Annotated in this window: 12 protein-coding genes; 9 read left to right on the top strand and 3 right to left on the bottom strand. The window is 54.5% G+C overall.

Features of this window, described 5'->3' with window-relative positions; all coding sequences use genetic code 11:
- The first annotated feature begins 53 nt into the window (after positions 1 to 53).
- Positions 54 to 1,421, top strand: a complete 1,368-nt coding sequence (locus tag AC5S3R_RS02375) for a DUF418 domain-containing protein (protein ID WP_494265011.1) — start codon at positions 54 to 56, stop codon at positions 1,419 to 1,421.
- A 96-nt stretch (positions 1,422 to 1,517) separates the two neighbouring features.
- Here the strand turns inward: AC5S3R_RS02375 and AC5S3R_RS02370 are convergent, their stop codons facing one another.
- Positions 1,518 to 2,081 (bottom strand): isochorismatase family protein, encoded by a 564-nt coding sequence (locus tag AC5S3R_RS02370; RefSeq protein WP_494265010.1) that lies wholly within the window; start codon positions 2,079 to 2,081, stop codon positions 1,518 to 1,520.
- A gap of 123 nt (positions 2,082 to 2,204) precedes the next feature.
- Between AC5S3R_RS02370 and AC5S3R_RS02365 the strand changes: the two genes are divergently transcribed.
- Both AC5S3R_RS02365 and AC5S3R_RS02360 read left to right on the top strand, forming a co-directional pair.
- On the top strand, positions 2,205 to 2,822 hold the full coding sequence (locus AC5S3R_RS02365) for a TetR/AcrR family transcriptional regulator (RefSeq protein WP_494265009.1): 618 nt from the start codon (positions 2,205 to 2,207) through the stop codon (positions 2,820 to 2,822).
- Positions 2,823 to 3,408: 586 nt separating this feature from the next.
- A complete protein-coding gene (locus tag AC5S3R_RS02360; protein WP_494265008.1) occupies positions 3,409 to 4,719 on the top strand; it encodes a DUF3300 domain-containing protein in 1,311 nt (436 codons plus the stop codon).
- Between the two features lie 611 nt (positions 4,720 to 5,330).
- Here the strand turns inward: AC5S3R_RS02360 and AC5S3R_RS02355 are convergent.
- Positions 5,331 to 6,056: an RNA polymerase sigma factor gene (locus AC5S3R_RS02355; protein ID WP_494265007.1), complete on the bottom strand. Its 726-nt coding sequence runs from the start codon at positions 6,054 to 6,056 to the stop codon at positions 5,331 to 5,333.
- A 427-nt stretch (positions 6,057 to 6,483) separates the two neighbouring features.
- Between AC5S3R_RS02355 and AC5S3R_RS02350 the strand changes: the two genes are divergently transcribed.
- The 5 genes from AC5S3R_RS02350 to AC5S3R_RS02330 all read left to right on the top strand — a co-directional run bounded on the left by AC5S3R_RS02350 (position 6,484) and on the right by AC5S3R_RS02330 (position 11,533).
- Entirely contained in the window at positions 6,484 to 7,725 is a 1,242-nt protein-coding gene (locus AC5S3R_RS02350; protein ID WP_494265006.1) for a DUF3300 domain-containing protein, read from the top strand.
- 318 nt (positions 7,726 to 8,043) lie between these two features.
- Positions 8,044 to 8,493 (top strand): hypothetical protein, encoded by a 450-nt coding sequence (locus tag AC5S3R_RS02345; protein ID WP_494265005.1) that lies wholly within the window; start codon positions 8,044 to 8,046, stop codon positions 8,491 to 8,493.
- Positions 8,494 to 8,932: 439 nt separating this feature from the next.
- The gene (locus AC5S3R_RS02340; protein ID WP_494265004.1) at positions 8,933 to 9,724 is read left to right on the top strand and encodes a hypothetical protein; all 792 of its coding nucleotides are present in this window, start codon (positions 8,933 to 8,935) and stop codon (positions 9,722 to 9,724) included.
- A 99-nt stretch (positions 9,725 to 9,823) separates the two neighbouring features.
- Positions 9,824 to 10,567, top strand: coding sequence for a hypothetical protein (locus AC5S3R_RS02335; protein ID WP_494265003.1), 744 nt, complete (start codon positions 9,824 to 9,826; stop codon positions 10,565 to 10,567).
- Between the two features lie 264 nt (positions 10,568 to 10,831).
- A complete protein-coding gene (locus tag AC5S3R_RS02330; RefSeq protein ID WP_494265002.1) occupies positions 10,832 to 11,533 on the top strand; it encodes a hypothetical protein in 702 nt (233 codons plus the stop codon).
- 534 nt (positions 11,534 to 12,067) lie between these two features.
- Here the strand turns inward: AC5S3R_RS02330 and AC5S3R_RS02325 are convergent.
- Positions 12,068 to 12,529 carry a Spy/CpxP family protein refolding chaperone gene (locus AC5S3R_RS02325; RefSeq protein ID WP_494265001.1) on the bottom strand — a complete coding sequence of 154 codons (462 nt, stop codon included), beginning with the start codon at positions 12,527 to 12,529 and terminating at the stop codon, positions 12,068 to 12,070.
- A 203-nt stretch (positions 12,530 to 12,732) separates the two neighbouring features.
- Here AC5S3R_RS02325 and AC5S3R_RS02320 point away from each other — a divergent pair, with 203 nt between their 5' ends.
- Positions 12,733 to 13,479: a response regulator transcription factor gene (locus AC5S3R_RS02320; protein ID WP_494265000.1), complete on the top strand. Its 747-nt coding sequence runs from the start codon at positions 12,733 to 12,735 to the stop codon at positions 13,477 to 13,479.
- The last annotated feature ends 2 nt before the right edge of the window (positions 13,480 to 13,481 follow it).

The raw sequence follows: 13,481 nt of genomic DNA, 5'->3' as shown, positions 1-13,481 counted from the left end.
CAGATGAGGTCTTGGACGCATGTGTGCGGTCGCGGGGGTTTGTGGAGATATCGATGGAACTTGTTATGTCTGACATTACGGAAGAACGAACAGCTCAATTAGCGGGATCGACGCAGCCTGTTACGCAGGCAGAGCGGATCAAGAGCCTCGACATTCTCAGAGGATTCTCTCTCCTCGGAATCCTATTGATGAACATCACTGCATTTGCCCTGCCGAGCTGGGATTACATGTTTCCTCTGGTAACGGTGAAGCCAGTCTTCAGCGGACCTCATGCAACTGTCAACACCGCCTTATGGTTTATCCGGTGGGTTACCGCCGAGGGGAAGATGCGCGCCATTTTCAGCATGCTGTTTGGAGCGGGCGTGATCCTGATGACATCACGGGCTGAGCGACGTGGCGCCGGTGTACGGACAGCGGACATTTTTGTGCGCCGGAATATGTGGCTTATGCTGCTCGGCGTTTTGCACTGCTATTTGATCTGGTGGGGAGATGTTCTCTTCTGCTATGCAGTATGCGCACTGCTCTTCCTGTTCCCTCTGCGACATCTCAAGGCAAAGCAGTTGATGTATGCAAGTATTCTCGTGCTGCTTCTGAACAGCTATCGTTACGAGGGAGGGCGATATTTCGAAGTGGCCGAAACGAGAAAAGCTGCCGAGATAGCACAGTCGGCACAGGCCACCGACGGAGAACTCAGTGAGCAGGGGCACGCTGCGATCTCTGCCTGGAAGGAGGCCGAGGCAAGCTATCGTCCAACTACGGATCAGCTTTACGGCGATATTGCTGCGATGCAGAAAGGGTATTGGGAATACGTGAAGCACCGCAGCAAGGATGCTCAGGAGATGGAGAGTACATTCTTCTATGCCGCGATTGGGGACATTGTGGGGATGATGCTATTGGGTATGGCACTCTATCGCATGGGTTTTCTCAGCGGCCAACTTAGCACAAAGACCTATTTGTTCTCTGCGCTGATTGGGCTGGGCATCGCCTGGTCGGTAGGGTTTGCCGGGGCATGGGACATGTGGAAGAGCGACTTCGACCAGGTTGAGGTGCAGCGAATCATGATGCTGACATTCGATATTACGAGAGCTGCGGGAGCTATTGGAACGGCAGCCCTTGTCCTGTTGTTGAGTAGAGTAAGAGTTCTTGGCTGGTTCATGAAAAGCCTAGCCGCGGTTGGACAGATGGCTTTGTCGAATTATTTGCTCACTAGTATTTGCATGCAGCTCCTCTTTGTTTGGGGTCCTCTTCACTGGTATGGCTATCTGGATTATTACAAGCTCTACTATGTGGTCGCTGCAATGTGGACAGTCAACCTGGTTTGGAGCTTAATTTGGCTGCGTTATTTCCGCTTTGGGCCTGTGGAGTGGCTCTGGCGGTCCCTCACATATTGGAAACTACAACCGCTACGGCATGAGACGTAGAAATAATCAGTTTGACTCGGTCAAGGAAGTTCCACTTCCTCGACCGAGTACTTTGGACTTGCGATGACAGTGTTGGGGATGTTTGAAAGGCTCTCGTTACGCGAGTTCGGCAAGAATCTGTTGGGCAGTCCGGACCCGTCCGATACGGGGGAAGACGAATTGGGTTGCGAAGGCGTGGGCTTCCGCGCTGATGCTGGACATTGCGTCTTCGGCAAAGACGATCTCATAACCCCTATCGAAGGCTGCGCGCGCGGTTGATTCCACACCGAAGTTGGTGGCGATGCCACCGAGAACGATGGTCTTGATGCCCTTGCGAATGAGCTGCTGTTCGAGATCTGTGCCATAGAAGGCGCCCCACTGCCGTTTCGTAACCATGAGGTCAGATGGCTGTCGCTCAACCCCCTCGACCAGTTCAGAGGCACTGGGTGGAGGTGTTGAGGCTGGCTTTGGGAATGGAGCATCTACCTGCGGCGCAGGCAATTCTGTAACTAATACTCGGACGAAGATGACCGTAGCCCCATGTGTTCGCAGTTTATCCGCAAGCTGGACACTTCGCTCAAGTACGTCCTCTGCTGGGTAGGGGGCGAGTTGCCGGGCCATGTTGCTGCCTTGCAAGTCAATCAAAACGAGTGCTGTGGTGCGAGGATCAAATAAAGACATTCTTGGGACTCCTTTTTGGGGGATGCTGTATTTTGGGTGCCTCCGCGATGGCGATGATGGCGGTTGCGAACGAAGCTGACGATTTATTTATATACGAGTCGCAACGTATCGTAAAATAGAGCCATGGCAATAGCGCGCAAAGATACGCCAGTTACCGGAACTGCGGCTGAAATTGTTGGCGGTAAAAGAGGCCGTCCGAGAGAAGAAAACGCAACGCCTCAGATATTGAAGGCTGCGCTCAAGCTCGTCCTGCGGGAAGGGTTCCGCCGGGTCACGATTGACTCTATCGCCTCTGAAGCTGGCGTTGGAAAAGCCACCGTTTATAGGCGTTGGCCCAATAAGGCGGCTGTGATTATGGATGCTTTTATCGAGAGTATTGGGCCCCAGCTTAGCTATCCAGAAGCGAAGAATGCGCGAGAAAGCGTCCGGCTCCACATGCACTTATTGGCGCATTTATTTCGAGGTCGCTCTGGCCGACTTCTTCGTATCCTGCTGGGCGAGATTCAGTTTGACCTGGAACTGCATTCTGCGTTTCGTGAACGTTGGCTTGTTCCCAGAAGGACGGCTGCCCGAGCATGGCTGCAAAAGGGCATTGAATCAGGTGAACTGCATCCGTACATGGATTCCAACGTGTTAATGGATCTGGTTTACGCAAGTATCTACTACACTCTCCTCACTGGCGAAAATGATCTGAGCGATGAATTTATCGATGCGCGATGGGCTGCCATTTTTCGCAAGTAGGTCAAGCTTTTCGGTCGTTGACGGAATCACACCCGGGACGGAACAGCCATGAGCCGCTGGGAACCCTTGTGCTTGAATGCGGCGTAATTCATTGCAGTGCGGTTGCCTCTTTCTGACAACTCTACTGCCAAAGATGCTGCTCTGGGCGCAAAGCAGGTGACGCTCGTTGCACATTGCCGGAGCCGCGCTTAACCCAGTAAATCTGCGCTTACCTGACCTGCTATTCTGCCTCGTTGAAATTACCAAACAATAGTCTTAGAGATCGGTTCGCTTGTTTTATTCAGGGCGTTATCGACGACATTTCCCGACAGTCCATCGAGTCGTTTCAGGGTCTGATGATGTGAGTGCAATGAGGACCCTCGGTTTGATTCGACATGCAGATTGGTCGAGGGCTGGAGAAAGCGGCGAGTCTGCGTTGCACTGAAAATTCAATATCCGAAGGTTCACCGTGAAAAATACGACTGCATTGCACAATCCGAAACTGTCTGCCAGAAGCCGGAATTTCCTCTCCGTGCTGGTCAGGGCATCCTGTTCGAGGCATCGCTCTGTTGCCCGCGTAGTACGAAGCGGCATCGCCGCGAGCGCGATGATTGCGCTAGTTCCTAGCGGAGTGTCGAGCGCTTATGCGCAGGCTGTTCCGCCCCCTTCTCCGCCCGCGCAATATGCCCAGATGAACTATGACCAGCTTGGCCAACTTGTCGCTCCGATTGCACTCTATCCGGATTCGTTGGTTGCTCAGATTCTTGCGGCCTCCACCTATCCAAACCAGGTTGTTGAGGCGGATCGCTTTGTGAAAGCAAATATGGCTCTTGCTCCGCAGGAGCGCGCCCGTATCGCCGATACCCAGACATGGGACCCAAGTGTAAAGGCGCTGACTGCATTCCCGTCGGTGTTGGCAGACATGGATCGAAATCTGGAATGGACGAGCAAGATCGGCAATGCTTACTACAACCAGCCGCAGGATGTGATGGGTGCTGTCCAGGCCATGCGTCAGAGGGCTTATGCTGCAGGCACTCTTCGTTCGACGCCGCAGCTAAACGTTGTTTATCAGTCAAGCGCGGTTGTGATTGCCCCGGTGAATCCCGTGGTCGTATATGTTCCGGTGTACAACCCCTGGATGGTCTACGGCGCTCCGGTCCCGGTATACCCGGCGTACGCCTATATGACACCTCCACCGCCAGCGGGCGGAGTGGCGATGGCAGCCGCAATTGGCTTTGCTGCGGGTGTTTCCGTGGCGTCGTTTGGTACATACACCTGGGGATATGCGCACTGGACTCCGAACTGGTATGCGCACACCGTTGTGTATAACCACGCAACCTATGTTTCGCGTAGCGTCACGGTGGTCAATCACGGTTACTACGGCTATTACGATCATTCCCCGGTCGCGCGAGCCTATAACCGGCAAGTGTATGTAGGACCGAATGGCGGTGTGACGACACGTACAGCCGTTCGCGGATACGGCCAGACGGACGTCTGGGGAAGAGGGCCAAACGGCGGGACCTACGAACGTTCTACAACGCACTACGCCGGCGGAAATTCAACCACTGTTACAGGGCCGGATGGAAGGTCTGCTTCACGCACGGTCACGGGCCGCGGGACTGGAGATGTCACTACGACAACAACCGGGCCCAATGGCGGAGCAGCTACGCGCAATACGCAACACTTTGCCGGCGGCAACACCACAACCGCTACAGGGACAAATGGACAAAGTGCTTCCCGCACCGTGACTGGGCGGGGAACCGGCGCTGTGACTGCGACAACTACTGGGCCTAATGGCGGTGCGGTTGACCGTCAGGCTACTGCTGGGCCTAACGGAAGGACCACGAGCGTCACAACGACTAACCGGAGCGGAGAGACACAAACCCGCACAGCAACGAGACGTACCAGGCGGAACTAGCATCTCTGTCGGCACTCATTGACTTCGTGGCAGTAGCACTGTAACGGGAAGAGATCTCTGCGCTGTCCGAATCACGATCATCCCCTCATGCTTTCGAAGCGGCCTCTCCGGGAGGGTGAGGGGGATCGTGCATCTCTAGTTTATTCGACCGCGATATCAATACGCACTTGATTAACAGTCCTTTCTCGGCGGAAGTGTTTCCCAGTAAACACGATGTAAAGTGAGATTACTGCCTTCATAGATGGCAAATGAGGGTGTAGCTGTCACCTTGCTGGAAAGCTCTACGGGAAGTTCCATACACAACGAGAGGACTACATTAGTTTCGTATGCGCTGGCTAGGCAGCAGACAACATTCTTTCCGCGCCTGTGCAAAGAGGAGTGTCCAATTTAGGATGCCTGCTCTCAGGAGCGGGATAGCTCATGCGGTGCACGAGGGAGAGCGTAGTCGCGTGTTCCATATTGCACTGCCACAGACCAGCGGAATCTGGGGGCAGTGTCAGAGGTCGTTTTTAATTGCAGCCTATACATGACTAGATAGTCCTTCTGCCGACGATGGGAGTGTGAAGTGTGTAGCGTTGGCAGAGCGGGAGTATTGCCCTGCAACCAGGGCGTCATATGTGAGCAGTTTGCTCGAAATTGTATGCACAGAGATCCTGCTTCGGAAGATACGCCTGCACGCTGTCATAGTGCCGCTCGATGGGAAGGAACGGGTCTGTTTGGGCGCGAACGGCCTGGAGACCACGATACAGATGCGCTTTGATCATATTCAGCGTCATGCCTGTGGTGCCGGCGATCTCGGAGAGCTTCATCTCTCTCTTAAAGCGCATTACCAAGACCTGCCGCTGCTTGCGAGGAAGTGACTCGACAGTTCCCCACATTCGGGCGATCTGTTCCGTAGTCAGTAGCTCTGTTTCCGGAGTTGGCTGTTGGGTGGCTACGCGATCATGGATTTCACTTAGGGGAACCGCTGTGGCAGAAGCTTCTTTCCAGAAGCGGAAACGCTTCGTGCGGGTGTGGTCGCGGATGAGATTTGTGGCAATGGCGATGAGCCATGTCCTGACGCTGCACTCGCCACGGAATTCATCGCGCGAGTTATACGCTCTTAGGAAGCAGTCCTGGGTAACTGTCTCTGCAAGATCGACGTCGTTGACGCGAGAGAGAACATAACGCAGCACGCTGGATTGGTGATGCCGAACAATGTCTTCAATGTTGCTGAGGCTCTCGGAACCTTTGCCTTGCGGCTGGTTCTCGCGCCAAAGGGAACAGGTCACTTCCATCTCTACACTCCTTAAACAAAATTGCTTGTTGCCACCATCGCTATCTGGGTTGGTGTTCATGCTTATCGTTCCAGAAAGTGCCGGATTCGCACGGTCTTTGACGCCAGTGCGGAGATAGCGGGATAAGAGCCTGAAATCCAAAATTGAACGCGGACGGTTCAAGTTTCTTCAGCGGGCAGATCTTCCCGGTTTGTGATGAGCTCGACCTCGAATCGGATGAATGCCGAGCAGGTGCGTAGGCGGCAAAGCTGCCTACGACATTTCCCGACATCACTTAAGCCGCAGAAGGGTCAGACTATGCGGGTGAGATTTTTAGGCGTGCGAGGCCGAGCGGGAGTTTCCGCCGCTACGTCTGGAGTCCACCGATTTGAACTATGGAAGGTTGACCATGACACCAAAATGCGATTCAAGAAGCGCTTCGGCCTTCGCTGATGCACATTCCAGACTGAACCATCATTCCCACCAGATCACGCGCGTTCTCGAACGAGTGCGATCTGGAATCGCGGCGACTCTCGTTTTCTGTTTGCTTCCTCTGGGAGTGCCGGAGCTTTACGCACAGGAAGCGCCACCGCCACCGCCGAGACCGGCCTACACACAGCTCGACTATGCCCAGCTTGACGAGTTGGTAGCTCCGATTGCGCTTTATCCAGATGCACTGGTGGCGCAGGTCCTGACGGCATCCACCTATTCTTCGCAGATCGTGGAAGCAAACCGGTTCGTGCAAAAGAATGCCGGGATGCCGCCGCAGGAGATGGCGCGGGTTGTGGACGCTCAGCCCTGGGACCCGAGCGTGAAGTCCTTGACCGCGTTTCCCTCCGTGCTCTCGAACCTGGACAGGAATCTCGCCTGGACATCGCAACTCGGGAACGCCTACTACAACCAGCCGCAGGATGTGATGGGTGCAATTCAGGCCATGCGTCAACGTGCCTATGCCGCCGGTAATCTCAAGACAACCCCCCAGGAGACGGTCGCCTATCAACCCGGAGGGATCGTGATTGAGCCGGTGAATCCCGCTGTCTATTACGTGCCTGTCTATAATCCCTGGGTTGTATACGGAGCACCGGTACCCGTGTATCCGGCCTATTACTACGCAGCTCCAGCACCGTCTGCCGGTACGGTAGCAGCCGCTGCAATGGTTGGATTTACTGCGGGAATCATGGTTGGCGCATTTGCTTCCTACGGTTGGGGCTGCTCGTACTGGGCGCCGAACTGGTATGCGCACACCGTGGTCTTCCACAGCGCAACGTACGTCTCTCGGAGTGTTACGGTCGTGAATCGCGGCTACTACGGGTACTACGATCATTCTGCGTCGGCTCGTGCCTACAACCACCAGGTCTTTGTCGGCCCGAATGGCGGTGTGGCAACAAGGACGGCGGTTCGTGGATACGGTCAAACAGATGCGTGGGGCAGGGGACCGAACGGAGGTACGTATGAACGTTCGACCACGCACTATCCCGGTGGCAGCTCCAGCACATTCACAGGTCCGAATGGTGGGACGTCGAGCCGGACGGTGACTGGCCGCGGCTCGGGTAATGTTTCTGCAACCACGACGGGCCCCGACGGCGGAACCGCTACGAGGACCACGCAGCGTTATCCGGGCGGCAGTTCCACAACCACGACCGGGCCCAAGGGGCAATCCGAGACGACAACTGTCACTGGGCGAGGCACAGGGGACGCTACCGTGACCCGCTCAGGCGCGAGAGGAAGCGGAACCTGGCACCGGCACTAGGTTCTATGGCGACGGCGATGAAAGTGTCCATCGCCGTCGCTTTTTTGTCGGATTTTGTCGTGCAACGATTCTGACCAGCGACTTCTTCTTTCGAACCTGCTTCTACCTCTTAAGGGGACACGTCCTCTCACGATCCGCCATGTTCAAGGAGACTGAATGAAGAGACGATACGCAATTCTGTGGAGTGTAGCGCTCTGCGCTTTGGCATCTTTTTGCTCTGCACAACAACCTCTTCCCAATGCTCCGGCTCCCGCCGCTGTGGGAGCCAAATCTGCCAGCTCGATATATACCCCGCCAACGCAGAGCGAGAGGCTCAAGATGTACCTGAAGCATACATACGGTGTCTCGTCTGTCATTGAGGCCGCGGTGCGTGGAGGAATCGAGCAGAAGAGAGAGGAACCTGGCGAATGGCCACAGGATGGCCAGGGATACCTGGACCGCTTCGGCTCTTCGATGGGACAGATCGCAGTCCGCGGCACTACGAGCTATGTATTGGCAGACCTTTTCAAGGAAGACCTCCGTCGTTGCAGTACCTGCACCAACTCCAAGTTCAAAGCTGCGCTCGAAGATACATTCATGGCCCGAAAAGGAGAAGACGGGCATGAGGCGCTTTCTGTGGCTCGCATCGTCGCCCCATGGTCAGGAAGCGCGGTCGCTATCGAGACCTGGTATCCCTCCGGCTATGGCGGTGCAGAAATTGCGCGGCAAGCGAGCCTCAGCTATGGATTCCAATTTCTCCGGAACTACATCCGGGAACTGACGCATTAAAAGCTACATGCTCGGGGAGGGCTTATGGCGGGACATGCGGGTGGGAGCTTGATGGCTCCTGTACAAGAGACGCGGCTTGGAGCCTCGGCAAGAACTTCGCGGCTGGAGGAGTACCGTCAGCGCAACAAGTTCGTACCAGGTGCCCAATCAATCCAACAGCCAAATGTATCGCCCCAATGTTTGCGCCAGTTTCGTCATTCGTTGAATGGGGAAGACGGCATTGCTTCTCTGTGCCTGAAGTGCGGCGAGTGCGTCGCGTCCGCAGAGGATGAATGGACCTTACTGGAACATGAGCGTCGTCATGTGTGCAGCAAAACACGATGAGTTGCAAGATGATTTTCGACGTGTCGGAAATTGTCATCCAGGCCTTTCCAGGCGAGACTTCGGCTTCACATCCGCCTTCCAATCGGTGAAAGCAAATTCACCAAAGGAGTTGTATATGCGGCAATTTTTCGGGCGAGCACTGTTGCTTCTTGGCGCAGTGCTCGCGTTCACAGGAAGCATGAAGGCACAGAACTTCCCGCCTTATTCGTCGTCAAGCGGTCACGATTTATTGGTTGAGGACAGTGAAGTCGGGGGGGCAGCGTTAACCGACGCGCCCACACCGCAATATGGCGGCGGTAGCCAGCATACACAGTCGAAGGACCGTTTCAGCAAGCTTTCGTTTGAGCTGGGCGCCGGATTCAATGCTCCTGTTGGGAACGATATTCCTTACATCACCTGGGGCGGCAACTTTACGCTTGGAGTCGGGCGACAATTCAATCCGCACGTCGGCGCGCTGGTCGAGTACCAATTCATCGACGACAAGCTCCCCGGAGCCTTCCTCTGGGCTGTCGGTACACCGGGCGGCGACACTCATCTCTGGTCCTTCACGGTCGATCCGATTGTTTACCTTCATCCCGCGGATCGGAAGGGCTGGAATGCTTATGCCGTGGGCGGTGGTGGCTTCTATCGCAAAGTCACCAATTTCAATAGCTCGGTTCCCGTTGTCTATTGCGGATATTTCGGATTTTGTGTGGGCGGCTACGAGAATGCTACCGTTGCAAGCTTTTCCAGCAACCAGGGCGGAGCCAACATAGGATTCGGTTTCACACATTCGATTGGTGACGGCAAGGCGAAATACTTCGCGGAAGCCCGGTATCTCTGGGTCGATTCCCCGAAATCAAGCAGTACGGAAGTTGGCACTGGGACCACGGAGCTTTTCCCGGTCACGCTCGGCGTGCGCTGGTAAGAGAGAGACAAGAACTTCTGAACCTCGCCGGGGTCTCGCTTTAATTGCGTGATCCCGGCAAACAACAGAGTAACGCCATTCCTGGAGGACGAAAATCGTATGAAGCATCTATCCCTGCGCCGGCATCTGCCGGCAATCACTTGCGTTTTGTGGGCTGGCATGTGTCTCGCGCAAGGCCCGCAACAGGCTTCGCCCCCTGGTCCACCACAGGCAGACATGATTCAACAGAAGGTGCAGCAGATGCAGCAAGCGACGGTCCGCAATGAGCAGCAGCTGCATACCTACCAGTGGATCGAGACCGCGACTGCCACGATTGATGGCAATACGAAACCCGGACGTCAGTCCATCTGCCGGTATGCGCCAGATGGCACTCTGCATAAGACACCGCTGGGCGCTCCGCCGCAGCCGCCGGCAGCGCGAGGCGGCCCTCTGCGAAAGATGATGATGGAAAAGAAGATTCAAGAGGTTCAGGACGAGGTGGCCGACGTGCATGCGCTGGTTGGGATGTACCTGCCTCCGAACCGCGAAAAACTCAAGGAGGCGTTTGAAGCTCATAAGCTAACTTTCGAGACAAATGGCTCAGGGAGCAATGCCATTGTCATTCATGACTACGCGAAGCCGGGAGACGAGCTGCGATTGATGCTGAATGTGTCGACTATGCAGATTCAGCACATTGCGGTGAAGTCTTATTTCGACAAGCCGAAGGACGTTATGACCGCTACGGTTGAGTTCTCATCGCTGGGCGATGGCACGATCTACCCCAGCATGACCACCGTGAACGCCCCTTCGAAAAAGCTGGCACTGACAACCGTGAGCTCCGACTTTTCGAAAGCGGTCTACTAAGTTGCAAGGGCTGCATTGCGATTTGGACGGAAGTTTGATCCTAAACAGTGACGGCAGAGATTACAGCAGTGAGAGGCGATCCATGTAGGCGCGCCCACGCTGCTGTGTGCGGAGTGAGAAAAGGCGTAGGACCACGGAGACGATCACAAGAATACGAGGTTCTACGCCATTCGAACAGTCAAAACGAGGATTGCATTGAGTAAGAAGTGTAAGGAAGTGTCAGTATGTCTTGTTGCAGCGCAAGTCGGATGTTTCAATTAGCTCATGAGAGCTCTCCTACTTGGATTATCTGCACTTCTTCTCGTCCCCCAGATCACTCAAGCGCAAACTTCGGACTATCCAAGGGCTTCGGATTTCCGGACAATCCAACGGCCGGCAAATAGCTTTATCATTGGGGCGCTTCATGTCGATCAAGACGAATTCGCCATTCCCCTTGGCCCTGTGGAATGGAATGCCAGCCATCTCGGCAAAAGCCTTACCGTAACGGGTCCGATAGACTATCTTGCCTATGCGGGGCCGTCTTCAGCCTCATCTCTGACTACCTATACCGGCCTTGCATCGCAACTGACTTCCGCAGGATATATCGAGGTGTGGAGTTGTGTGCGAAAAGCCTGCGGTAGCGCTTTTCACCTAGCGGTGATTTTGGATAAGCCACTGACGGATGCCGTCCATCAAGGTGAGTGGGGTTTTTGGATCAACGATGATCTCAATGCGACCAATGACGACATTCGCTATGCAACGTTTCGGAAGGGCGATGAGTACATGCTTGTGATGGGCTCCTTGAGCCCTGGAAAGCCGTCTGGAGCATTGCTGATTCGCATCAACGGGCCAGCGATGGAGCCTGTCATTTCTCAATTGGGAGAGAATGTTTCCGTACAGGGAGAAGAGCCTCAAGCGGGCCCAGGGCAAACCCGCAGCCGAATACGCTCGGCGGTCCAATCTATTTTCAAGTCCGTTCCTCAATAGCTGTCGAAGTCGCGTCTGTTCCTAGAACAGATTTGCATCGTACTAGAGCCGTTTAAGGCACACAGGATTGTCATTACTTTTGATTCGTGGATTGAAAGGAGCAACATGAAACGAATAGCAGCCTTCCTCACCTTGTTTGTATTCCTGCCGGTTCCACCACTGCCTGCACAACATACCGTAACGGGGCGTCACGGCAGTACCGCCACCGGGTCTGCATCTCGCACCGGCAACACCGTTTCTGGAAGTGGCACAGCTACCGGCGCACATGGGCGCAGTATCTCAGCACAAGGAAGCGCAACCAAAACACGTACCGGAGCGACCGGAACAGGAAGTGTAACCGGCCCGAAAGGCGGAACTGCGACAGTAAGCGGGAGCACAACCAATAACGCAAACGGCACAAGAACTACGGCAGGAACTGTGACCGGCCCTAGGGGCAAATCAAAGACGGCAAGCCATACATCTCCCCCTCAGTCCTAGTTGTGCATTGTCGCGATACGGATTGGGAGAGGCCGAAAGCCCCTCCCGCACAGTCTCTTACAACTGCTCACCGAGGGATGCGAGCCGATCTATCAGTTGATTTCGATGCGCCTGGCGTATCTGCATCAACTTCTGCCGCTGGTCAGGAGTAAGTACTTGTAGGATCTCAAATCGAACTTTTTCTCGCTCCACAAGAGCATCGGCCGTAGTGGACGCATGTTGCTGGGCGAAGTTGCGGATATAAGCTTCGTCGAAGCTTTGCTGTGCCGCGAGTTGCTGGTTCTGCTGTTGAATCTGCTGTGCCAATGCCTGAATGGTAGGCTTTTCTGTTGCCAGAATGCCTTTGATCTCTGTGCGTTGTATATCGGTAATCTGAAGCTCGCGCTCTATCTCGTGAATGATCATTCCTTTTGTGCGTTGACGAAAGAATCCGCCCTGTTCCTGGGAGATTGCGGCTGTCGTAATGCAGGCAATGCTGAGGATGCCGGTAGTGATTATCGCTTTCCATGTCATTTTCATCTGTTCTCTCCTGAGAGGCTTTCTTACTGCAAAGCCATCTCCTTTTGCTAACACCATGCCCGATGCGTCGATGTATGGAACTGTCTATGCAGAGAGAACATTGCACTTCTTTACACTTTATTGCCGTGACAGGCAGCGGTAGAACGCATAATTGAGACAAACCATGGCGATACTATTTCCATAACAAGGCCCGGAAGAAACCTGTGACAGATCAATTTTCGCAACAAACCGCTTCGCAGGTATCGCCGTTTATTGTCGCGGTCCCCATCCTTCTGGTGGATGATGACAAGCAACTCTGCAGCTCGCTTCAGAAATTGCTGCACATGGAAGGCTTCGAGGTGTCTTTCGCCCATAATGCGACAGATGGAGTTCGCAGAGCAACTACGGAAAATTACAAGCTGGTTGTTCTTGATGTGATGCTCCCAGGCAGCGATGGCCGGACTGTATTGAAGAAAATACGAACAGTCTCAGACGTGCCGATCATCATGCTAACGGCGCGCGGCGATGAGGCTGATCGGATTGCTGGGCTCGAAGCTGGAGCAGATGACTATTTGCCGAAACCATTCAACGCGCGCGAATTGCTTGCCCGCATTCGCTCCGTATTAAAGCGCCATATACAACAAACACCTCACTACCATTGCATCACAATCGGGGATCTCGAAATTCATGTCGGACAACGCCGTGTTTTACGGGAAGGGAAAGAAATAGCATTAACAGGAACGGAATTCGATATCCTTCTTCTGCTCGTGAAATCAGCCGGGCAGGTTCTAACACGGGACGACATTGCTGAAGTCTGTCTTGGACGGCCTGTCGCCCCATTCGACCGAAGCGTGGACAACCATATCAGCAATCTTCGCAAGAAGCTCGGAGCATACTTCGGAGACACTGAACGCATTCGGAACTTGAGGGGCAGCGGCTATGCCTACACGGGGCAGGTTGAGATCCGATGAGG

The sequence above is a fragment of the Occallatibacter sp. FHG110214_02 genome (genome assembly GCF_059115385.1).
This window is presented reverse-complemented; position numbering and strand designations above follow the sequence as displayed.